This window comes from Gordonia sp. NPDC003585, assembly GCF_040610755.1.
Lineage (GTDB): Bacteria > Actinomycetota > Actinomycetes > Mycobacteriales > Mycobacteriaceae > Gordonia.
The window spans coordinates 1-21,627 of sequence record NZ_JBEXMX010000047.1 but is presented as its reverse complement, the minus strand read 5'-3'; the positions used below and the strand labels follow the sequence as shown (position 1 = coordinate 21,627).

The 21,627-nt window shown below is 65.6% G+C and carries 19 protein-coding genes, 2 tRNA genes and 1 pseudogene; 7 read left to right on the top strand and 15 right to left on the bottom strand.

Annotated features, from left to right (window positions below; all coding sequences use genetic code 11):
• Nucleotides 1-205: 205 nt before the first annotated feature.
• The 4 genes from ABZW74_RS14470 to ABZW74_RS14455 all read right to left on the bottom strand — a co-directional run bounded on the left by ABZW74_RS14470 (nucleotide 206) and on the right by ABZW74_RS14455 (nucleotide 4,995).
• Nucleotides 206-1,024: a serine hydrolase domain-containing protein gene (locus tag ABZW74_RS14470; RefSeq protein ID WP_355277021.1), complete on the bottom strand. Its 819-nt coding sequence runs from the start codon at nucleotides 1,022-1,024 to the stop codon at nucleotides 206-208.
• An 88-nt stretch (nucleotides 1,025-1,112) separates the two neighbouring features.
• Complete coding sequence (locus ABZW74_RS14465; RefSeq protein WP_240862243.1) at nucleotides 1,113-2,243, bottom strand: NDMA-dependent alcohol dehydrogenase; 1,131 nt, start codon at nucleotides 2,241-2,243, stop codon at nucleotides 1,113-1,115.
• 230 nt (nucleotides 2,244-2,473) lie between these two features.
• Nucleotides 2,474-4,078 carry a fatty-acid--CoA ligase FadD5 gene (fadD5, locus tag ABZW74_RS14460; protein ID WP_240862241.1) on the bottom strand — a complete coding sequence of 535 codons (1,605 nt, stop codon included), beginning with the start codon at nucleotides 4,076-4,078 and terminating at the stop codon, nucleotides 2,474-2,476.
• 95 nt (nucleotides 4,079-4,173) lie between these two features.
• The gene (locus ABZW74_RS14455) at nucleotides 4,174-4,995 is read right to left on the bottom strand and encodes an enoyl-CoA hydratase-related protein (protein ID WP_355277041.1); all 822 of its coding nucleotides are present in this window, start codon (nucleotides 4,993-4,995) and stop codon (nucleotides 4,174-4,176) included.
• Nucleotides 4,996-5,240: 245 nt separating this feature from the next.
• Here ABZW74_RS14455 and ABZW74_RS14450 point away from each other — a divergent pair, with 245 nt between their 5' ends.
• Nucleotides 5,241-6,449, top strand: coding sequence for a TetR family transcriptional regulator (locus tag ABZW74_RS14450; RefSeq protein WP_240862239.1), 1,209 nt, complete (start codon nucleotides 5,241-5,243; stop codon nucleotides 6,447-6,449).
• A gap of 12 nt (nucleotides 6,450-6,461) precedes the next feature.
• On the opposite strand, the gene ABZW74_RS14445 is transcribed toward ABZW74_RS14450, so the two are convergent.
• Nucleotides 6,462-7,424 (bottom strand): hypothetical protein, encoded by a 963-nt coding sequence (locus ABZW74_RS14445; RefSeq protein WP_240862237.1) that lies wholly within the window; start codon nucleotides 7,422-7,424, stop codon nucleotides 6,462-6,464.
• Nucleotides 7,425-7,540: 116 nt separating this feature from the next.
• Between ABZW74_RS14445 and ABZW74_RS14440 the strand changes: the two genes are divergently transcribed.
• Nucleotides 7,541-8,680 carry an acyl-CoA dehydrogenase family protein gene (locus ABZW74_RS14440; RefSeq protein ID WP_240862234.1) on the top strand — a complete coding sequence of 380 codons (1,140 nt, stop codon included), beginning with the start codon at nucleotides 7,541-7,543 and terminating at the stop codon, nucleotides 8,678-8,680.
• Entirely contained in the window at nucleotides 8,637-9,377 is a 741-nt protein-coding gene (locus tag ABZW74_RS14435; protein ID WP_355277016.1) for a GntR family transcriptional regulator, read from the top strand. Before ABZW74_RS14440 ends, ABZW74_RS14435 begins: the two co-directional genes overlap by 44 nt.
• A gap of 230 nt (nucleotides 9,378-9,607) precedes the next feature.
• Here ABZW74_RS14435 and ABZW74_RS14430 read toward each other — a convergent pair whose 3' ends face one another.
• From ABZW74_RS14430 to ABZW74_RS14400, 7 genes are all read right to left on the bottom strand, one after another.
• Nucleotides 9,608-10,033, bottom strand: a complete 426-nt coding sequence (locus ABZW74_RS14430) for a pyridoxamine 5'-phosphate oxidase family protein (RefSeq protein WP_240862230.1) — start codon at nucleotides 10,031-10,033, stop codon at nucleotides 9,608-9,610.
• A 58-nt stretch (nucleotides 10,034-10,091) separates the two neighbouring features.
• Nucleotides 10,092-11,696 (bottom strand): DUF222 domain-containing protein, encoded by a 1,605-nt coding sequence (locus tag ABZW74_RS14425; protein ID WP_355277013.1) that lies wholly within the window; start codon nucleotides 11,694-11,696, stop codon nucleotides 10,092-10,094.
• A gap of 724 nt (nucleotides 11,697-12,420) precedes the next feature.
• Nucleotides 12,421-12,493: transfer RNA gene (locus tag ABZW74_RS14420), tRNA-Asn, on the bottom strand.
• 149 nt (nucleotides 12,494-12,642) lie between these two features.
• A complete protein-coding gene (locus tag ABZW74_RS14415) occupies nucleotides 12,643-14,241 on the bottom strand; it encodes a regulator (RefSeq protein WP_355277011.1) in 1,599 nt (532 codons plus the stop codon).
• 87 nt (nucleotides 14,242-14,328) lie between these two features.
• Complete coding sequence (locus tag ABZW74_RS14410; RefSeq protein WP_355277008.1) at nucleotides 14,329-15,042, bottom strand: cysteine hydrolase; 714 nt, start codon at nucleotides 15,040-15,042, stop codon at nucleotides 14,329-14,331.
• A 57-nt stretch (nucleotides 15,043-15,099) separates the two neighbouring features.
• A complete protein-coding gene (locus tag ABZW74_RS14405) occupies nucleotides 15,100-16,524 on the bottom strand; it encodes an allophanate hydrolase (RefSeq protein ID WP_355277006.1) in 1,425 nt (474 codons plus the stop codon).
• A 71-nt stretch (nucleotides 16,525-16,595) separates the two neighbouring features.
• Nucleotides 16,596-17,282, bottom strand: a complete 687-nt coding sequence (locus ABZW74_RS14400) for a GntR family transcriptional regulator (protein ID WP_355277003.1) — start codon at nucleotides 17,280-17,282, stop codon at nucleotides 16,596-16,598.
• Nucleotides 17,283-17,431: 149 nt separating this feature from the next.
• Here ABZW74_RS14400 and ABZW74_RS14395 point away from each other — a divergent pair.
• Nucleotides 17,432-17,505: transfer RNA gene (locus ABZW74_RS14395), tRNA-Ile, on the top strand.
• A gap of 1 nt (nucleotide 17,506) precedes the next feature.
• Here the strand turns inward: ABZW74_RS14395 and ABZW74_RS14390 are convergent.
• Nucleotides 17,507-17,872, bottom strand: coding sequence for a metalloregulator ArsR/SmtB family transcription factor (locus tag ABZW74_RS14390; RefSeq protein ID WP_240862624.1), 366 nt, complete (start codon nucleotides 17,870-17,872; stop codon nucleotides 17,507-17,509).
• Nucleotides 17,873-17,885: 13 nt separating this feature from the next.
• Nucleotides 17,886-19,241 carry an MFS transporter gene (locus tag ABZW74_RS14385; RefSeq protein ID WP_355276999.1) on the bottom strand — a complete coding sequence of 452 codons (1,356 nt, stop codon included), beginning with the start codon at nucleotides 19,239-19,241 and terminating at the stop codon, nucleotides 17,886-17,888.
• Nucleotides 19,242-19,367: 126 nt separating this feature from the next.
• On the opposite strand from ABZW74_RS14385, the gene ABZW74_RS14380 reads away from it, so the two are divergent.
• The 3 genes from ABZW74_RS14380 to ABZW74_RS14370 all read left to right on the top strand — a co-directional run bounded on the left by ABZW74_RS14380 (nucleotide 19,368) and on the right by ABZW74_RS14370 (nucleotide 20,781).
• Nucleotides 19,368-20,135, top strand: a complete 768-nt coding sequence (locus ABZW74_RS14380; RefSeq protein WP_308221098.1) for a DUF1524 domain-containing protein — start codon at nucleotides 19,368-19,370, stop codon at nucleotides 20,133-20,135.
• Between the two features lie 102 nt (nucleotides 20,136-20,237).
• Entirely contained in the window at nucleotides 20,238-20,456 is a 219-nt protein-coding gene (locus tag ABZW74_RS14375; protein ID WP_308221097.1) for an excalibur calcium-binding domain-containing protein, read from the top strand.
• A 172-nt stretch (nucleotides 20,457-20,628) separates the two neighbouring features.
• Complete coding sequence (locus ABZW74_RS14370; protein ID WP_240862620.1) at nucleotides 20,629-20,781, top strand: hypothetical protein; 153 nt, start codon at nucleotides 20,629-20,631, stop codon at nucleotides 20,779-20,781.
• Between the two features lie 344 nt (nucleotides 20,782-21,125).
• On the opposite strand, the pseudogene ABZW74_RS14365 reads toward ABZW74_RS14370, so the two are convergent.
• Nucleotides 21,126-21,627: pseudogene (locus tag ABZW74_RS14365) on the bottom strand (DNA primase); the annotation flags it as partial.

Sequence of the window (21,627 nt, the reverse complement as noted above, 5' to 3'; positions counted from 1 at the left end):
CGCGATACCGGATATCACATCGTTGTGGTTTATTGTGCCCCATGGTGCACGTGTTGCGCCAGTTTCTCGTGCGATTATCTATCACTTACGTGACGAAACTGCCGTCGGAAAGCGGTACGCCCCGGCCCGACCGACTGCACTGTGCACTTGGGCGGCCTCGCACGTACAGATTCCCGTAGCTCAACGGCCCCGGTCACCGGCCGGATCAGTCCGACGACCGGATCGCCGCGACCACGGCGTCGTTGAACTCACTCCACAGCGGCTTGGCCCAGGCTCCGAAGTCGCGGTCGGTCAACACGACACATGCGGCGCCGAGTTCGGGGTCGACCCACAGGAATGTGCCGGACTGGCCGAAATGCCCGAACGTCCGTGGCGAATTCGACGATCCAGTCCAGTGCGGCGACTTGTTCGAGCGAATCTCGAACCCCAGACCCCAGTCGTTCGGGCGGTGCTTGCCGTAGCCGGGCACAAAGCCGTCGAGCCCCGGGAACTGCACGGACGTCGCCAGATCTGAGGTCTCCCGGGACAAGAGCTGTGGCGCCAAGAGTTCGGACGCGAACGCCGTGAGGTCGGCGACACTCGACCGCGCACCATGTCCGGCGGGACCGGCCAACTCCGAGGACGCCATACCCAGCGGCTCGAATACCGCACCGGCGAGATACTCCGGGAAGGCGATCTGCGTGGCCGATTCGACGACCTCGGCCAGCACCTCGAAACCCGCGCTGGAGTAGATGCGCCGTTCCCCTACCGGCGCCTCGACGTCGCGTGTGCCGAACGCCAGGCCCGACGCGTGTGCGAGCAGATGCGCGACCGTCGCGCCGGGAGGCCCGGCGGCATCGTCGAGCTCGACCGCCCCCTCCTCGACGGCGACGAGTACCGCCTCGGCCACGAGAAGCTTGGTGACCGAGGCGAGTTCGAAGACCGCACCGGTGTCGCCGAACTCCTCGACCACGCCGTCGGGCATGATGAGCGCCCCTGACACACGGTCAACCGGCCAGTCCGCCAACGCTTCGAGTGCCGCCACAACAGGCCACGTTACCGCCGCGCTCCGGCCCAGACACACCGATGGCGGCCGAGTACGAGACCCGACCGCCATCGCAACTTACGAACGGCTAGTGATCTTCGTCGGTGTAGCGGATGACGCCGCGAATGTTCTTGCCGTCGAGCATGTCCTGGTAGCCCTCGTTGATCTGGTCGAGACGGTACTGCCGGGTGATCATGTCGGCGATGTTCAGTTTGCCGAGCTTGTACATCGACAGCAGGTTCGGGATGTCCAGCTTGGGATTGGCACCACCGAAGATGGAGCCCTGCAGGTTCTTCTGCAGCAGGGTCAGCATCGCGAGGTTGAGGGTCACATCGCTCTCCATCATGTTGCCCATGCCGGTGAGCACGCAGGTGCCGGCCTTGGCGGTGATGCCCATCCAGGTGTCGACGTCCTTGCCGTGTACCTCGCCGACCGTGACGATCACCTTGTGGCACATGTGCCCGTGGGTGATCTCCGCGATCGACATCGCCGCTTCCTCGACCGACGCAAAAGCATGGGTGGCGCCGAACTTCAGGGCCTGCTCGCGCTTCCACTCGACCGGGTCGATCGCAAAGATGTTGCGGGCGCCCGCGATCACCGCACCCTGCAGCGCGGCGGTGCCGACACCGCCGACGCCGACGATCGCGACATCTTCGCCCGGCCGCACGTCACCGCTGCGGGTCGACGAGCCGTAGCCGGTGGGGATACCGCAGCCGCACAGGGCGGCGACCTCGAACGGGATGTCCTTGTCGATCTTCACCGCCGACGCCTCGTGCACCACCATGTACGGCGAGAAGGTGCCGAGCAGCGTCATCGGGTAGACGTTCTCCCCCGCCGCGGTGTGGATGCGGAAGGTGTTGTCCGACACCGCCTCGCCCTGCAGGAGCATCGCACCGAAGTCACAGAGGTTGGCCAGACCGGCCTTGCACGACGGGCACTTGCCACACGACGGGATGAACGACAGCACCACGTGGTCGCCGACCTCGAAGTCGGTTACACCCTCACCGACCTGTTCGACGACGCCCGCCCCTTCGTGGCCACCGAGGATCGGGAAGCCCGCCATCGGGATGCCGCCGGTCATCAGATGATGATCCGAGTGGCACATGCCGGCCGCTTCCATGCGGATCTTGATCTCACTGGCCTTGGGGTCGCCGATCTCGATCTCCTCGATCTGCCACGGCTTGTTGAGTTCCCGAAGCAGTGCACCCTTTGTCTTCACGTCACATCCTCCATTCGCCCCGACGACATCGATCCGCCGGGAATTCCACCCGCAATGGTGATTTCTCCTGTGAGGGTAGTCACTGAATCCGAAAAATGAAACGTGTTCTAATGTGCGTTTCTTGAGATTCGCATATTCGCAGGTCACACGCAGTTATCGACCACTTCGACGCGAACGACCCGGACGCCGTAACAGGCGTCCGGGTCGGTGTCCGGTGATGCGGTGCGGCGTCAGTTCGCCAGTCCGGCGTCCTTGCTGCCGTAGCTGCTGCGCAGCGTCGGCTTGACGACCTTGCCGCCCGCGTTACGGGGCAGCTCGTCGACGATCACGATGTCCTTGGGGTGCTTGAATCGCGCGAGGTTCTCGTTGAGGTACGGCTCGAGGTCCTCGAGGGTGAGGTCGTCGACGCCCTCGGCGAGCACGACGACCGCCACCGGCACCTCGCCCCACTTCTCGTGTGCGCGGCCGATGATCGCGGCCTCCACGATCTTCTCGTGGCCGAAGAGCACGTTCTCCACCTCGGCGCAGTAGATGTTCTCGCCGCCGGAGATGATCATGTCCTTGGCGCGGTCGACGACGTAGATGAAGCCCTCTTCGTCCTGGCGGACCAGGTCGCCACTGTGGAACCAGCCGCCGTGGAATGCGTCGGCGGTGCCCTGCGGGTTCTGCCAGTAGCCCTTCATCATGTTGGGTCCGCGGTAGACGATCTCGCCCACGACGCCCGGTTCGACGTCGTTCATCTCCGGGTCGACGATGCGCGCGGTGACCGCAGGCACGACCTTGCCGATGGAACCGATCTTGCGCAGGGCATCGCGGCCCTCGAGCACGCAAGTGATCGGCGACATCTCGGTCTGACCGAAGACCGCCACGTTCATGGCATCCGGGAACGTCTCGTTCATGGCGTTGAGCACGCTGTCCGAGGCGGGCGCGGCACCCCAGCTGATGACACGCAGCTTGAGGTCACGCGGCTTGGCCTGCTGCACGGCACACACGGCCTGCCACTGAGCGGGCACCAGGAAGATGGAGGTGGTGCCCTCCTTCTCGAGGGTGTCGAGCATGTCGTTGGGGTCGAACGCCCCCAACGGGTGGATCACCGAGAGCGCACCCATGTAGAACAGCGGCGCCATCGCGCCGAGGCCGGCAATGTGGAACATCGGCGCAACACACGAGCCCACATCGTCGGACCGGGTGTTCAACGCCTGCAGACAGGTCACCGCCTGCGCCTGCAGGTTCTGGTGGGTCAGCATGGCGCCCTTGGGCTTTCCGGTGGTGCCGGAGGTGTACATGATGAGGGCGACGGTCTCTTCCGGGACGTCGATCTCCGGCAGGTCCGAGGAGTCCTCGGCCACCAGGTCCTCGAACTTCAGGTGCGCCTCGTTCTGGGTGTCGCCCACCACGACGGTGGCGTCGATCGCGCCGGTCGCGGCGCTGACCGCGTCGGCCAGCGGTGCGAGCAACGACTCGGTGACGATGACCTTCGCGCCGCTGTCGGTGACGAGGAACGCGATCTCGGCGGGACTCATCCGGATGTTGACCGGCACCGGAATTGCGCCGATGAGGTTGGCGCCCAGCGTCGCCTCGACATACTCCGAACGATTCAGCAGGATCAGCAGGATTCGGTCACCGAACTGCACGCCTCGACGGCTGAGGGCGGCGGCGAATGCGCGCGACCGTTCGTCGAGCTGCTTCCACGTGGTGACCTGCCCCATGAACTTCAGCGCAGGCTTGTCCGGTGTCATGAACGCATGGCGGCGAATCTGGTTGTTCCAGTGATTGCGGCGGGAGCGCAATGGCTCGGTGACGAGATCGCTGCTCGAATCGAGGGTGGCGGTCATCGGTGTCTCCTTCTTCTTCGGACGTGCGAATTGATTGTCGAGTGGTATCGGTGGCGAGCGAGATCAGCTCGGCCACAACACTTTTGGTCGGCAGGCTACCTGCCGGTGAAGGCCGCGAGTGCGGCCTGGAACTCGGGTGACTGCAACAGCGACGTCTGACCGGCGAGTTCGCGTTCGAGGGCGGCTTCGAACCCGGCCATGGTGTGCGCGTCGAGCGCGGCCTTGGTGAGCCGCATCGCGGCCGGGCTCGAGGACGCGACCTTGTTCGCAGCCTTGTCGACCGCGGCGTCGAGGGCGGCACGGTCGTCGAGGACAGCCGTCACCAGTCCGGCGTCGTAAGCGGCGGACGCCCGCAGCTTCTCGCCCAGCAAAGCCATCGCGTTGGCACGCGCACGACCCACCGACACGGCCGGCAGCATCGAGGCCGCGCCGTCGGGCATCAGCCCGATGTTGATGAACGCGAGCAGGAAGTACGACCGCGACGTCGCGTAGACGAGGTCGGCCGCAATGGCCAGCGAAGCACCGATACCCACGGCCGCGCCGTCCACCGAGGCGATCACCGGCACCGGCACCCGGCGCACGGCACGCGCCAGCTCGGAGCCACCCGAGATCGTCTGGCGCGCCTGCTCAGGCGTGAGGCCGGCCGACCCCGACGCAGCGTTCTTGGCGGCATTCTCGGCGATCGCGATGACGTCTGCGCCGGTGCTGAAGCTGCCGCCGGCACCGTCGATGACCACCGCACGGACGTCGTCGTCGGACGCCCACGCGTCGAGGGCCTCGATGATCGCGGCCGACGCCGCACCATCGAGCGCATTCATGCGTTCGGGCCGCGAGATCGTCAGACGCGCGACGCCGCGCTCATCGACGTTGGTCCCGATTCCGCTGGCCCCGATCCCCGTCGTCGGCCTATCCGTCACCTTCTCCGTCACCGCACCGTCGCTCACAGCACTCCTCGTCCGCCATGACATTCCACGCCACGGCATCGATAGACACAACCGGACATATCCGTCCCATCGGGTCCTGACCTTACTACCATAGTGCGACCCACATCACGAGAATACCGGTTAACTTATCACGGCCACACACGCGGTCTTCCTGGTCTTTTTGTGCCTGCGACATAAATCGGTCACGCGAAGACTGCATCCGGCTAGGCTGAACCGTCATGACCGCACAACCAGGGACCACGCCATCCGACGTGCCTGCCGCAGACGCCGGCGCACCTCGTCGGCGACGCCCTGCTGCGCGGCGACAGTTCATCCTCGACGCGGCCGCCAAGGCGTTCAGCGCCGGGGGTTTCCACACTGTGCGGCTCGAGGACATCGCCGACGCGGTCGGCATCTCCGCGCCCGCGCTCTATCGCCACTTTCCGACGAAATACGCACTGTTCGCGGAGACGACCGCACAGTTGGCGCACGGGCTGAGCGGCGCCGTCGACGGGGTCGAACCGGGTTCACCCACCGAACTCGACGACCTGCTCAGCGCCATCACAACCACGTCGATCGAGAACCGCCGCACCGGTGGCCTCTATCGCTGGGAGGCCCGCTACCTCGAAGGTGCCGACGCCGACCTCGTGCGAGAGGTGGTCATCAACCAGCACCGGCGCATCCGGGCCGCGCTACAACGACGCCGACCCGGCCTGAGCGACGCCGACGCCGATCTGATCACCGCGGCAATGACGAGCGTGGTGGCCAGCCCGGCCACGCACCGAGCGGCGCTCCCGGCCCGCGAGGCACATACCCTGATCCGTGACGCGGCAACCGATCTCGTCCAGGTCGATCTACCCCCGCCGACCGACCCCACCACAGCCACACCCGGCACCGGACTGCTCCCCGCGGCCAAGCGGGAGGTGGTCCTGGCCGAGTCGATCCACCTGTTTGCCGCGCGCGGATTCCGGGACGTCACCATCGACGACATCGCGCGCGCCGCCGGGATACCCGCATCAGGTGTCTACCGGCACTACCCGAGCAAGTCGGCGATCCTCGAGGCCGCGTTCTGGCGTGCCGCCGAGCGAGTGACCGCGTCGATCACCGACGCACTCGCCGCGTCGAGCACCCCTCGCGAGGCGATCGTCGCACTCGTCACCCGCTATGTCGGATTGACCTGCGGCAGTACCGAGTTGATCACCGTGTATGTCACCGAGATCGGGCATGTCGGGCCGACGCAGCGCACGGCGCTGCGCAACCAGCAACGACTCACCGTCGAGGAATGGGCGACTTGGGTGACCCGGTGGCGACCCGATCTGAGCGCAACTCAGGCCCGCTTCCTCGTGCACGCGGCACTCAACGTGATCACCGACTTGGCGCGACTCCCCCAGCAACCCTCCGAGGCGCGGATCACCGCGCTGAGCTCACGAATTCTGCTGGGCGAATGAGATTTCCGAGACTCAGACGACGTCGAAATCGTCGATGAGCCAGCGCCCGTCGTCGGACTGGACCAGCGTCATCTTCACGCGGGATTGGTAGAGAATTCCGTCCGGCTTGGCCTTCCGGATCTCCGGCGACGTCACTGTCTGGTCCAGCGTGAGCAGCACGACGTATTTGCCCTCGTCGACCGACATGATCGCGGCGTTGTCGGCCTTGGCCGACGACACCGCTTTGACCTGCGCACTGCCCCGACGCGCATCTTGCGACGACGCGATGTACGACTGCGCGAACTTGGGTGTCGAGACCGCCTCGATCCGACGATCGAGGTCGGCGAAGTTCGCCGAGTCGTAGCTGGTGAGTTCGACGGCGTACTTACGCGCGGCATCGACGGCCGACTGTGTCGTCGGGTCAAAGCCTGACGACGCCGCGACGTTGTCCGACTTGGCATCTCGATACGCCACGGCCAGCCACGCGGTGGAGACCGCCAATGCGACCACGAGCGCCGCCAACGCTGCGATCACCAAGAAGGTCTTCCGACTACCGCCCACCCGGAAGCGACTCCCCGTTGTCGCGGCACGATCGCCTGCCTCGAGTTTGCGAGGTATCCGATCCACGGCCATCTCGGCGGGGTCTGCCTCGTCTGCCGCGCCAACGGCATCGACTTTGTCCGAGGCATCGTCGGCGTCGTCCGACGCTCCCCGACGACCGGCCTTCCGGTCGGCCTTCGCCGCTTCGCGCGCCGCCTTGCGCTCCGCCTCGACTCGATACTTTTCTCGATTTGTGCGGTTGGCAGCCAAGAATGCCTGCCCGTCGAGCGGCGTCGGGTCCTTGACGAGGGACACCTCGGCCGGGTCGTCGGTCACGTCAGGGCCGTCGGCGGCGTCACCGTCGACGTCGGTGTCGACGACCTTGGTGTCGACGACGTCGGTGTCGATGACGTCGGTGGAATCCCCGGCGCTCGGTACGTGTCGAGACTTCGGCATCCCACCAATGTAGCGACAGTGATTTGTGTCCCAGCTCACGCCCAGTCGTATCAAATATATTTGATGTGATAGCTTGGCCACCGATTTGGGCGTCAATCGAGAGGACAGGCACAACGATGGTGAATTTCACCGAGGAACAGACCGCGTTCGCGAAGGCCGTTGCCGACTTCTGCCAGCGTGAGGCGGGCACGCGGGAGCAGCGCGATCGTCTCACCGACAACGGCGCCGAACTGCATTCGCCGGAGCTCTACAAGAAGATGGCAGAACTCGGCTGGGCCGGCATCCTCGTGCCCGAGGAGTACGGCGGCGCCGGCGCAGGCAACGTCGAGATGTCGATCCTGCTGCACGAGTCGATGCGTGCGATGGCTCCGATCGGCGGCATCGGTCCCACCCTGATCACCGCCGCCGCCTACCAGAAGTTCGCCGATGAGCAGCTCAAGAAGGAGGTTCTCACCGGTGTCGCGGAGGGCGACTCGCTCTCGATCTCGATGTCCGAACCCGAGGCCGGCTCCGACGTCGCCAACCTCAAGTGTCGGGCCGAGAAGGTCGACGGCGGCTGGATCATCAACGGCCAGAAGACCTGGTGTTCCAACGCGCATTTCGCGAAGTCGATCTTGCTGATCGCGCGCACCGAGCGCAGCGACAAGAAGCATGAAGGCCTCACCCAGTTCCACATTCCCGCCGACACCCCCGGGCTGGAGATCAAGGGCATCGACACGCTGGGCGGCCGCGAGGTCAACGACCTCTACTTCACCAACGTCAGGGTCCCGGATTCGGCGGTCGTCGGTCACGTCAACAACGGCTGGAATCAGCTGATGGCCGGCCTCAACACCGAGCGGCTCATCCTGGCGGCGATGCAACTCGGTGTGGCCGAGCGTTCCTTCGCCGACACGCTCACTTTCGTCACCGAGCGCAAGCAGTTCGGCCGGCCGGTGGGTACGTTCCAGGCGCTGCGACATCGTCTTGCCGACCACGCGACCGAGATCGAATGCACCAAGCTGCTGGTCTACCGGGTAGCGGAGCTCGCCGACACGTACCCGAAGAAGCTGTTCCCGCGCGAGGCGTCGATGGCCAAGCTGAAGGCCACCGAGGTTTCCAAGGCGATGACGATCGACGCCATGCAGATGATGGGCGGCTACGGATACGCCACCGAGTTCGACGCGGAGCGGCAGATGCGCGGCGCCATCATCTCGACTGTCTATGGTGGCACCAATGAAATCCAGCGAGACATCATCGGCAAGACGTTTGGCCTCTGAGCCGGCCGACGTCGACGTGCCGTCTCGCGCTGCGGCCAAGCCGCTTCGGCGGCGGCCGCAGTTGTCCGAGGAGGTGGCCACGCACCTGCGTGGTCAGATCATGACGGCTGCCGTCCAACCGGGCGACTACATCCGGATGGACGAGACCGCCGAGGCGCTCGGTGTCAGTGTCACCCCCGTCCGGGAGGCGCTGCTGACGTTGCGGGGCGAGGGCATGGTGAACCTCGTCCCGCGACGCGGCTACGTGGTCGCCGAGCTGAGCCGCACCGACGTCGAGGATCTGTTCTGGCTCCAGGGCGCGATCGCCGTGAAATTGGCGCTGCGCACCGCCGACGTCATCACCGAGGAGCAGTTGGCCGAGCTCGAATGGTGCAACCGGCAGTTGCGAGCGGCCCTCGACGCGGGTGACGTGGACGCCGTGCAAGACGCCGAGTTCGACTTCCACCGCGTCCACAACCACATCGCCGACTGCCGGAAGCTGGCCTGGTTCCTCCTTGCCGCCACCCGCTACACGCCCGCGCACCTCTACGCGGCCGACCCCGAGTGGGGCGACGTTGCGGTCGACAGTCACGCCCGACTCATCGACGCCTACCGGTCGGAGGATCGCGACGCCGTGGTCGAGCAGACGCGTCGCCAGTTCGTCGACGGTTCAACACGTCTCACCCGACACCTCGAATCCGCCGGCATCTGGTCCTGACCCCCGGTTCACCGTGCGCCAGCCTTGCTTCCGCTCGTTGAAGTGCGAGGAGCGCGATTCGAAGACTCATCCGCTCCCTGAGGTGCGAGGAGCGCGAGCGACGAGCCTCGAAGGGCCTGGTGAGACAGGGTATTTGGGCGACAAGCGCCATGCACCCCACCGCCGCCTGAGGTGCGACGAGCGCCATGCGCGAGGAGCCTCGAAGGCCCGGGCGACCTTGATATGCCAACTCAGACACTGCCGAGATCCAGCGACACCCACTGTCGCGGCTCGAGCGTCACTCTGGTCTGCGGACCGTGGTTGTCCCATGCGAAGTCGACGTACGGCCCGACCTTTTCCTCGGGCAGGTAGCGCGCGGCCATCTCCCACAGGTCATCTCGCGTCGCATCGTCATATCCGACGACGTCGCCCGACACCGACGCGTACCGGATAGTCGGTTCGACGCGTTCCACCATCAGAGTGAATCGACCTGCGGCCCTTATCAATCCGAGCTTTCGTGATTCGGTGCCGGTGAGCAGCCATGGCCTCTCCCCCGGCGTGTACTGGTACCAGATCGGAACGGTCAGCGGTGCCCGTCCTGGTTCTGCTTCCACCGACAGTGCAGCGATGTGCGGTTCGGACAGGAACTGTTCTCGTTCGGTGACGGTGAGTGCCATGCCTCCACCGTAGATCCGAGCACCGACACACCTGTGCGCGTCGGCACCGCGAGCCGTCTTACAGGTACTTCTCGACCAGCGCCATGGCCAGGCGTGCTTCTACCGCCGAGACCGGTGGTGGGATGGTCTCGGTGAGTTGGTATGTGGCCGACGGTGGCGGGTCGGGTTCGGTGTGGTGGATTCTGCCGCGGGCCTTTTCGAGTTGTTGGTCGAACAGTGCCCGGATGTCGGGGCGCCGGTTCACGCGCGCCGGATTGGGTGGCGCACCGGGTCGGTGGTTACGCCGCCACCAGGTGCGTCCGGCCAGATCACCACTGCGATACACCCCGGTGGTGTAATCACCGAGCCGACCACTGACCATCCGATTGTGCTTCGGACACGCCGGCGCAAGGTCGACGATGTCGGTGCGCCCACCGTCGGCCCAATCACGGTGCGCGTGATGCATTTCCACGTGCGTGGCCGGCTGATCACAGCCCGGTGCCGAACACACCTCCCCGTCCTCACGGGCAAACGACATCAACCGCTGCGCCATGGTGGCGCACCGCTTGGACCGGCCCTCGTACAGGGCTAGTGGAATGTTGTCGGCGAACACCGCCAAATACTGTTCGGCCTCGGCCGCCAGACGCACCACATCGGCCATCGGCAGCAGCGACCCAGTCGCCGTCGTACCGAACCCGGCCTTGGCGATCAGGTCCTCGAGTTCGACCTTGATGATCAACTGCACCGGCAACCCACGATGGGTTTTGCCCAGCAAACCATCTGTGAACACTGCTTTCAGCAACGCCGAGAGCGCATCATGATTGCGTTGGGCTTGTGACCGCCCATCACGGGCGGCGGCCGCTTTCAACTGGTCGGGGTCGGCGTCGTCTTCGGCACCACTGGGCGAGTCAGGATCGTTGGGGTTGTTGAGACCGGGTTTGGCCCAGACCGCCAACAGCATGTCCACCAGCGCCCGGGTTTCCGGGTCGAGGTGAGCGGTCAGTTTCGACATCTGTTGCGCGTTCTGCCGATTCAGCCACAGATTGCGTTGCCGTTTACGGTCGGCGTCGTCGGACAGTTCCCCATCCGGATCCAGATGCGCCAGGATGCGTTGCCCCAACGTGTTGATCTCGTCCGGTGTGTGTTCGGCAGCCAACCCCGACAGCGTCGCTTCCGCGGCGACCTGCTTGTCGTGGGACACCTTGTGCGGGATGGCATCCAACATCTCCGCGGTCTTGCGTACATGGCCGGGCCCCACGAGTCCGTCGGCGAACGCGGCCGCCAGCGTCGGATACCTCGGCTCCCTCAGCTGCCCATCGAGTTCCCGGAAGCGGCCGGTCGCGGCCATCTGGTCTTTGCGTCGCGCCGGGTCCGACACCCGCAGCTCGACGTTCAGGAAGTTGGTGAGACTACGAAACCCCATCGCGCGGGGCACATTCCGATCCGACAGCTCCAGCACTTGTCGATTGCCTTGAAACGTCATCCGATTGATGGCACGCTCCTGAGCCTGCGCAACAGCCACCAACTCGGCATCAGAACAGCGCGTCAGATCCGCGGCCGCCAACCGATCCAGCAACCCGTCGATCTCGGTGAGCAGACCAGGAACCTCCGACAACGACGACTCCGCCGCTTGGCCGATCTGCTGATCCATGCTCACCCCCGAATCCGGATCACTCGAACTCACATTCGAGAGTACATGCCTAGCGCCGGGTTCGCAAGTATTTTCGACGACACCTACACAACATCAGGAGACTTGTCGAATCATGTTGAACCACAGCATTTTCGACAAATCGACAGATCGTCCGACCACTGCGGCCCCTCCGAATGACGGCGTCGCCCAGGAGTTGTCGTCGACGAAGCGGTCAGGCCGGTCACTTTGGGCGGACCCATACTCCGTCGAGTAGAGACAGTTCATCGTCTGGGTTTTCAGGGTCCACGTCGCACACCGTGAGTGAGTGCATGGTGAACAGTCCCCAGCCCGGGAAGTCGTGCCCGATGGCGGTCTCCTCACCACAGAGACCGATAGCAGCGAGCTCAGCGATGACATCGTCGTACGCCCGGCAACTAAGCCGGATTCCCTGGACGACCAGCACTGGTTCGCCTGGCCGTGAGTACGACAACTGGGCGAAAGGCACGCGACCTGCGCTGTCGAACTCGACCTCGATCGCATTCTCGCGATAGAGGAGATTGCCACGCGCCTCGGCTGAAGGCGCGCCGATGACAGCTTCAACCTCTGTGCGACTGCCCCAGGACTACCGGGCCGATCCGCCTCCCGGGAACGACTTCAAGAATCTCCGTCATGTGATCGATCCTCACACATTTGGCGGCACCCGAGTCTTCTCGGAGAGCCAGTCCGGCACCAACAGAAAAGGCCCGGCGGAAACCGGGCCTGACCTGCTGCTACTCTGCTCCCCCAACTGGACTCGAACCAGTAACCGTTCGATTAACAGTCGAATGCTCTGCCAATTGAGCTATGGGGGATTGCTCTCGGCTCGCCCACCTTGTCGGTGACGATTCAGCAGGTGAACCGAACGCTGACTTTAGCGCATGGACTCCCCGGAGAACAAAACGCCTGCCCCGGACGCTACGTCAGTCCGGGGCAGGCGCGTTCGTGGTCAGTGACCGGCGCCTCAGTGACCGGCGACGACGTCGGCTTCGTCGACGGTGACTGGTGTGCGTGCCCCCGGTAGGAACCAGTAGGCGATGCAGATCACTGCGAACATCAGGTAGCCCAGCGCTACCTCGGGACTCGCCGCCCAGGCCACTTCCGGAGCGTGGATCAGGCCGATGAAGGACAACGCGGCACCCACCAGTGCGGCGATGGCCGCGAAGTGGAACTTCTTGTCGAGAATGAAGGTGACGATCGCACCCAGGATCAGGCCGACGAGCACCGCTCCCTCCCCCAGCGTGCGCATGCCGTCGTAGACGACGCCTGCGCTGTTCAGCGCCTCCATGCCCACCTTGTCGGCAGTCGTGTCGACGGCGGCGAGCGCATTGTCTATCAGTCCTGATCCCCATTGCGCGAGGTTGGGGATGATCGCGGCGACCACGGCCACCGCGTGGAGTCGCGGCACGGCCTGGAATGCCTGGGCGCCGATGAGCAGGCCGATGTACAGCAGGATCGGCACGATCGCGGGTACCGGTAGCAAAGCTTCGAGCACGCCGAAGAGACCGAGGAAGCACAGCAGGCCGATCGCGATGCCGCTGGCCAGCGAATAGCTCGACCGTCCACCAGCGTCTTTCCACCCGGGATGCCCGATGTACACGGCGGGCGGGAACGGCGAGCCGAAGGCCGCACCGATGCACGCGCCCGCGCCGTCGGCCAGCAGGACGCTGCGGAGGTTGTAGTTGTCGCCCGCCGCAGCGGCGCTTTCCACGTTGCTCATCGCCTCGGTGAAGTTGTAGACGCCGAGCGGAATCGCCGTGCCCAACAGCGGAGCGAGGTCGCCGAGTCCGGAGAACAGGAGGTCAAATCGCTGGTCAGGGATGCCTACCGCGACGTTCTCGACGGCCGACGTGAGGTCCGGCACCGACATGAAGCCACCGATCCAGCCAATCGCCGTACCGACCAGAAGGGCCGCCAAACCGACCGGAACTCCGCCGGGCAGCTTCACGTCGGTGAAGAAGCCGATGAGGATGATCGCGAGTACCGGCAGGCCGATCCAGGCCGCCTCCCACATCTGCGCGGCCGGGCGCATCGAGATGAAGGTGATCGAGATGCCGGCCAGCGTGCCCAGCATCGCGGCGCGCGGGGTGATCTTGCGGATGTACGGACCGACGAACGCGCCGATCATCACGATGACACCGATCATGAACGCCCAGGCGAGGCCCGCTTGCCACGCCTGCATCGCGTCCTTGGTGTTCAGGTAGACCGGCAGCATGACGACGAACACGACGATGAACATGTGCGGCACACTCGGCCCGTACGGCAAGGCCGTGACGTCGTCGCGGCCCTCCTTGGCGGCCAGTCGACGCGCCAGGAACGTGTAGTACAGATTGCCGAGGATCAGGGCGACGCCGAGTGCGGGCAGCACCGTCCCGAGCACGTCGTCGGCCTTGACGCCCACCACAGCGATCATCAGACCGGTGAGTGTCAGAACGTTGACGAGGATGTTGAACCCGAGGCCGAAGAATGCGTTCGTGTCACCGCGAGTCCACCACGGGACCTTGAGAGTTGGTGTCGGAGTTGGGGGATCGGCGGGTGGAGCAGGTTCGGTGGTGGCGCTCATGGGGATTCCCTTTCGGATTCTCGGCGGAACTCTGGGGTGAGGCGCGGGACGACGCTGGCTCGCGAGATTGGCGGGACTTCTGCAGGTTCAGGCGCTGGCAGCGGTCGGCTCGACAGTGGTGTCGACGGAGGCGGCCAACCGGGGTATGAGGTCGGCGCCGGATGCGGTCCAGCCGAAGATGCCGCCCTGAGCCGCGATCATCTCCAGGCCGACCCGCTGAAACTCGGGGAAATACGAACCAACGCAATCGGATACGACGACGCACTCGAAACCACGATCATTGGCCTCGCGTGTGGTGGTGTGCACGCACACCTCGGTGGTGACACCGGTGACGAGCAGCTGGGTGATCTCGTTGTCGGCCAGCACCTTGGCGAGATCGGTCGCATAGAAGGCCCCCTTGCCCGGCTTGTCGATGACCACTTCGCCATCGGCGGGGGCGAGTTCGTCGACGATGTCGTGGCCGTACTCACCGCGGATCAGGATGCGGCCGAATGTGCCCGGATCACCAATGCGTTTCGACGGCGCGCCGCGATTCAACTTCGCAGGCGGGCAATCGGAGAGATCCGGCAGATGCCCTTCTCGGGTGTGGATGACGAGCATCCCGGCTGCACGTGCCGCGGCAAGTAGTGCGGCGAGCGGTTCGACGACCCGTTGCAACTGCGCGACGTCGTTGCCGAGGGTTTCGCCGAATCCACCGGGCAGCAGGAAGTCTCGCTGCATGTCGATGATGATCAGGGCGGTGTGATCCAGGTCGAGTTCGAGCGGTTCCGGCAACGCCGGAACGGTGACGGGAGTGGGCATGGGGGTGTGGCCTTCCGAAACGTTGATGTATGAAGCGAGGGAGATTGCGTACCGATATCAGGACGAGACTGCTGCTTGGACCGCCGCGTCCACGCCGCTGTCGCGTGGTTCGTCGAGCAATGCCGCTGCCAGCGTGAGCACCACATCGTCGGTCAATGCCGCCCCGAGCAGCATCGCGCTGTGGGGGCGTCCGTCCGCGGTGGTGCTCTGCGGGACAGCGACACCCACGAGGTCGAGCAGATTGCCGAAGTGGGTGTAGTGCCCGAGCATCGTGTTGGCGGCGATCGGTTGCGCGAGCACCTCGTCGACGGTGAACGTGCGGCCGATCGTCGGGACGACGAGAACGTCCATCTGCTGCCACAACCGTCCGACCTCGGCGCGCAGTTCCTGTAGGCGCTGCATCGCCGTGAATGCGTCCACGGCCGAGTACTTCTCGCCGCTGCGCAAGATGTCGCGAACCACGGGGAAGATCGAATCCGGTTGCTCGGCAAGGAAATCACCGAAAACAACGAGCCGCTCGGCCACCCACGGTCCTGAATAGAGCAGTTCACCCGCCGCCAGGAAGGGAGCCAAGGAGACGTCGGCCACCTCGACACCGACCATGTGCCCGCCGGGCGCCAACGACACATGCGCCAACTTGTTGCGGAATGCCAGGTGGGCGTCGCGCATCGCGTCGTCGCCGAAGAACTCCAGCTCCTCGACCGGCGGCAAACCCACGGTTATCGACGTCGCGGAGTGTTTGGCGCCGGCCGCGCGTGACCACGGATCCCGATCGTCGGGTCCGGCCATCACCGACATCACCCGGTCCACGTCGTCGATGCAGCCGGCCATCATCGTGATGCAGTCCAACGACTTACAGGCCGGCACCAGACCGACCGTGCTGATCAGCCCGCGCGACGGCTTGTAGCCGACGATGCCGTTGAGCGCGGCCGGAACTCGTCCCGAACCGGCGGTGTCGGTGGCCACCGCAAACGGCACCTCGCCGAGTGCGACGGCCAAGGCCGAACCCGAACTCGAACCACCGGAGATCATGCCGTTTCCGTATACCCCGCGCGGGACGGTGTACGGCGTACGGGTGCCGTTGAGTCCGGTCGCGAACTGGTCGAGGTTGGTCTTGCCGACGTACAGGGCCCCGGCGTCGAGCAATCTCTGCACCGAGGGCGCGGTTTCCGTCGCGACATAGGCGAAGTCGGGACAGGAGAGCGTTGTCGGCACACCCGCGACGTCGATCGAGTCCTTGACTCCGAACGGCACCCCGTACAGCGGCAGATCCCGTGCGCCGGGACGGTTCTCGAGATCGGCCGCCGCGGCCAGCAACTCCTCCCGCGGCACCGTCGACAGCCACGTTCCGTCGTCTCCGCGGGCCTCGATCGCGTCGGCGACGGCACGCGCCGTCCGCGTCGGCGACCCACTTCCCTGCAGGTGGCTGTCGAGGATTTCGGCAATCGTCGGACCCGTCGTCGGCCCGGACAAGTTGGTCATACCGTCGATTGTCGACAGAATCATGGCGCCTGAGGAACGGTTGTGTGTCGATTGTGTTAGGGCGTGTCTCCCTAGTTCTGCGCAGGCTCCTCGGACGCAGCCGCACTCGCTGACACGAGCCCCAGGTAGTGCAGGTGCCCGTGGTCACGCAAAGCCGCCACCACGGTGGCCGCGTCGCCCTCCTCCAGCGCTTCGAGAATCGCCTGGTGGCGGTGCAACCCGTCGTCGGGTCCATGGTGATCGACGGTCTCCGCACGGAGATTCACCGCCATCGGCAACTGGAGCTTCAGCAGAATCGGCTCGAGCGCGATGTCGAGCTGCCGGTTGCCGGCCAACCCGACCACGGCGGCGTGGAACTTGCGATGCGCGTCATCCTTGGCCAGATCGTCGGCAGCCCGCCGCATCTCGTCGATCGCCGCGCGCACCGGTGCCAGTTGAGTTTCGGGATCGTCGAGCGGCAACGCAGACTCGACCGCAAACCGCTCGAACAACTGACGAAGTTCGAAGAGCTGCAAGATGTCTCGCGGCGACCACTCCGCCACGCGGGTTCCGCGTCGCGGCTGATGCTCCACCAACCCCTGCTGCGCCAGCAACCGCAGCGCCTCCCGAACCGGCGCCCGGCTGATCCCCAGGTCGGCGCACAAGGTCTCCTCGACGATCTTCTGGCCCGGCGCCAGCGCACCGGACAAAATCTCGGCGCGGATCCGGCGACCGGCAACATCCACAAGACTCTCGGGTAGCTCATTCGCCCCGGTCATCGTGGAATCTCCCCCGGTGTCGTCGTTTGCGGTTCGGCCAGTCTACCGTCCCGTCGACAGTCGACGGTTTCACCGCGACCGCGACGATGGTCTCGCGCAGGTGTGCGGTAATCTCCACCCGCGGACCGCGCTGCGCAATCGTGGTCCGAGGGGCGGTAGCTCAGTCGGTTAGAGCCGTGGACTCATAATCCATTGGTCGCGGGTTCGAGCCCCGCCCGCCCCACTCAAAGAATGTCTCTCACCGCGTCACCGCGATGATGGGCGGGCACGCCGGGGCCCGCGTGTTCGGCATTACGGACCGCGTCCACGACGAGTTGGCGTACGTGATCGTTCTCGAGGCCGTAGAAGATCGTCGTCCCCTCCCGACGGGTCCGGACCAACCGCGACATGCGCAACTTGGCCAGGTGCTGCGACGTCGACGACGGCGGCTTTCCCACGGCCGCAGCCAATTCCGACACCGACAACTCGCCGGCGGTGAGCTCCCACAGCAGCCGGACCCGCGTGGGGTCGGCGAGCATCCGGAACACCTCGACCACAAGGGCAACCTGATCGTCGGCAAGTCCGTCGGCAAGTCGGTCGTCGGGGCTCATGACCTGATCGTATTCATGTCGAGCGCGCGAGATCGGGCCAACGGTCGTGCTCCCGATCGATGACAAACGGATGGGCGTGCCGCCACCGACCATCGCCGAGCGGCACGGCGTGGGTGACGTGCTCGCCGACGACCGGCCCGACGTGCACGTGGTCGAGGACCTCTGGATCCCGTCGCGGCCAGGAATGGCCGGCCGCCCAGGCCCCTGCGGCGGCCAGCGCGGCAAGGATCGTCCACGTCGGCGTGTAGCCCAGCATTGTGGCACCCCAACCGGCGACCGGGTAGGCGATCAGCCAGCACGCGTGCGACAGCGAGAAATGCGCCGCGAACACGGCTGGGCGGTCGGTCGATGAACTCGAACGCGCCAGCACCCGGCCGGTTGGGGTCAGCACCAGTCCGGTCCCGACGCCGATGACCGCCCAGATCGCCGCGGCCGCCGTCCAACACCACGCGGCCGACGCGGCCCACGACAGCACGACTGCAGTGATGACAGCGCAGACAAGCACCACACAACCGAACAGCATCACGCGCCGCTCGTGTGCGCGACGGAGTAGCGCCGGGACCGACAGCGCCGCGAGCATCACACCGAAGCCGTTGCACGCCAACAACACCGCCACGTCCGTGTCGGATCGGCCGAGAGTCTCGCGGACATAGTTGACGGTGTTGACGATGACGACAGAACCGACCGCCGCGACAACCAGGTCCATTCCCACCAGCCCCCGCAGGCGGGGCGTGGCGGCGAAGATACGCAGGCCCGCGACGGTCTTGTCGAATACGTGGGCATCGCCTTCCGGCGCCGTGGCGCCGGGAATGCGGCTGGTCATGACGAGCGCCGCCGAACACACGAAACCCACCGACGTGGCGACGAACAGCCAGTGGAAGCTCACCAGCGCCATCACCACCGCGGCACACAGCGGCGACAGCAACGTCTCCATCGTGGCGGCGAGCTGCGAGTACGACAGCGCGCGCGTGTACTGCTCCCGGTCGGGCAGCAGATCCGGCAACACCGCCTGAAACGCCGGGGTGAACGCGGCCGACGCCGACTGCAGGATCACGATCAGCACGTAGACCTGCCAGACGTGCTCGACGAACGGCAGCACGATCACCACCGCCGCGCGAACGACGTCCAGCCCCACCAACATGAACCGTCGCGGAAGCCGATCGGCGAACGCGGCGGCGACCGGCGCCACGACAACGTAGGTGACCATCTTCAGCGCCAGTGCCGTCCCGAGTACTGCCGCGGCGCGAGGCCCGGCCAACTCGAAGGCGAGCAAGCCGAGCGCAACGGTCGTCAGTCCGGTCCCGAACAGCGCCACGATCTGGGCACCGAAGAGATGCCGGTAGTCGCGCATTGCGAAGATCGATGCCACAAGCCCTCCCCCGCAGTTTCAGTCGACAAGCACTATCAGACTATCTGCATACCTACGCATATATCTACACAAGTTTGTGCCGGGGGCGGCGAACCACTCACCGGAGCGGTATGTGAGTGTGAGGTCATGGACGTTCGGGGCGCAGCCACCATTGCGCTGATCGTCGCGCTGGCGGCGACGCCGGGATGCGCAACGGCAACCCCCGTCACAGCGCCGTCGTCGTTATCGGTATCCCCGTCGGCGACACCCCCGTCCGTCGCACCCCCGACCGTCACACCCCCGTCGATGTCGCCGCCCGGTGTTTCGCCCAGTATCCCGCCGACCTCGCCGGTGCTTCGCCGGCTCGACGCGCTGGTCGTCAAGGGACGCGCGCCGAGAACCGGCTATTCGCGGACCAAATTCGGCCAGGCATGGTCCGACGATGTCTCGGTGGCCGAGGGCCACAACGGCTGCGACACCCGCAACGACATTCTTCGACGAGACCTGCGCGACGTCCGCCTCAAGCCCGGGACTCGAGACTGCGTGGTGCTCTCCGGCACTCTCGTCGACCCCTACACCGGTACGACGATCGCGTTTGTTCGTGGACCGCAATCCGCGCGTGTGCAAATCGATCACGTGGTCGCGTTGTCAGACGCCTGGCAGAAGGGCGCTCAGCAGTGGACGCCCGACAAACGGCGCGACTTCGCCAACGATCCGCGCAATCTCCGGGCGGTCTCCGGCGCGGCCAACCAGCGCAAGGGCGATGGTGACACCGCGACGTGGCTCCCACCCAACAAGGCGTTCCGGTGCACCTACGTCTCCGATCAGGTGACTGTCAAATACACCTACGGCCTCTGGGTGACCGCCGCCGAGAAGGACGCGATGCGTCGAGTGCTCTCGACGTGCTTCACCTGAGCCCTCGTCTGTTCAGATGACATCGCGTCCGTTCGCCGAATACGGCACAGGCTCGGCACGCTAGACTGCCGCCACCGCACGACGAAGAACCGAGGAACAACGATGAAGTTGACGAAATGTATTGCAGCCGGCGGGATTCTGGCCGGCGCGGTGATCGCCGGCGGTTTGGCAGCACCCACCGCTGATGCCGCCCCGACACCGGTCGCCTACTACAAGAACTGTCAGGCCGCACGGGATGCCGGAGTCGCGCCCTTGAAGAAGGGCGACGACGGATACCGCCCCGGACTCGACCGTGACGGCGACGGCATCGCCTGCGAATAGCAGGCCTACATTCGGCGCGGGTGATCGAAACCTCCCGGCACCCGTCCCACCTGGTGTGATGCCGCCAACAATTGCAAACGTTGCGTGACATCTCGCCTCTCGACCTGACCATTCGGACAGGTGCCGCCCCATACTGAGCATGACTCATACATGCTCACGGGGAGGCGAGCACTTGACGCATTACATCTGGGGTCGTCCACGCCCGACGCCCGACCGGTGCGACGGCGCGCACACCTACACCGGCGGATGCCGCTACAACGCCGAGGATCCGCACCGCCCGCTGTATCCGGAGGAATTGCGCCCGGGGTCGCGGTCGGCCGCCTGATCCGAAGGGTTGGGTGACCGACCCCGCTGAACTGGGAAAAGCAACCTGCCGAGGAAGCGCCTCGGACACTCAGTGTCCCGTTGGAGAACCTGTGTGCTGCAGAACACCGTTGAGCCGAGTCGGCACAGGGTGTGGCCCGAGGACATCGCCGGCCAGGTCGGGCGCGGCCTGGGCACTGTTCTGGCCACATCCCGCGTCGAGCTGCGAGAACTAGAGTTGAATCGGAGGACGCGAGTGCTGTAGCACTCGCGTTCTCCAATTCGGCACCACTCGTCGCGGGCGCTGGCCGCACACGGACGATGTCGGTGGTCGCTCCCCCGCCGACGTCGCAGCGGTGACCGGCGTCAGGCGATGGGGTCGACGGCCTGTTCCAGCAGACTTCGCCGGTAGGCTTCCAGCGCGACGAGGTCGCCGAACACCGCGTGGTACCCGTCGGGATCTTCCCCGGGTGCCATGCGGCGCAGACGGGACTTGATGTCGGCGATCTGGGCGCCGACCCACACCTCCTGCAACCGCGCCAGCACGGAACTGATGTAGCGGGCGATGTTGAGTTCGTCGACCGGCATGCTCTCGACGGCGAGTTCGGTGACCAGCGGATCGATCGGATCGTCGACGGCAGACCGCACCACGTCGACCCATTCCGCGCCGCCCAGCCCCGACGACGTCCCACCGACGTTGGCCATGGACTCGCGGATCGCGCCGTAGGAGGGATCGGTGAAACACTCCGACGGAAGCGAATCGAAGACGGTCCCGGCGATCGCTGGATACTGCAGGGCAGCTTTCAGCGCCTCCCGCTGCGGCCAGAGCGTCGGATCGTTGGCGCGCGGGCGGGCGGGTGCCGGCCGT